This window comes from Paraburkholderia sp. EG304 (genome assembly GCF_046543485.1).
Classification (GTDB): domain Bacteria; phylum Pseudomonadota; class Gammaproteobacteria; order Burkholderiales; family Burkholderiaceae; genus Paraburkholderia; species Paraburkholderia youngii.
Genome location: NZ_JBKGUA010000400.1, coordinates 1 through 326 on the forward strand (window position 1 = coordinate 1; position 326 = coordinate 326).

Below are 326 nucleotides of genomic sequence, written 5' to 3' on the forward strand. Positions count from 1 at the left end.
GGACAAGTTTCCGATATTACGTGCGCGAACGAACTGGTTGAGCATCTGCGCACCGGTGCGGTCATCGCTGACAAGGGCTACGACTCGAACGCCTTTGTGGAAAGTATCCGCACTACTCGTGCGAAGGTCGTAATCCCGCCGCGTTCGAACCTGAAGACCAAGCGTCGCTATAGCCGCGTGCTGTATCGGACCCGGAACATCGTCGAACGCTTTTGCAGTCGTATCAAACATTTTCGTCGTGTCGTCACTCGCTACGACAAGCTCGCAGGGAACTATCTCGCCTTCGCTTCGCTTGTCTGTGCCTTTGGACCGCTCGTGAGAATGTG

1 protein-coding gene is annotated in these 326 nt (G+C 55.5%); it reads left to right on the top strand.

The genetic code is table 11. From position 1 onward, the window contains the following. A partial coding sequence (locus ACLFKU_RS44475) for a transposase (protein WP_410853483.1) occupies nt 1–326 on the top strand: 326 nt, incomplete at both ends.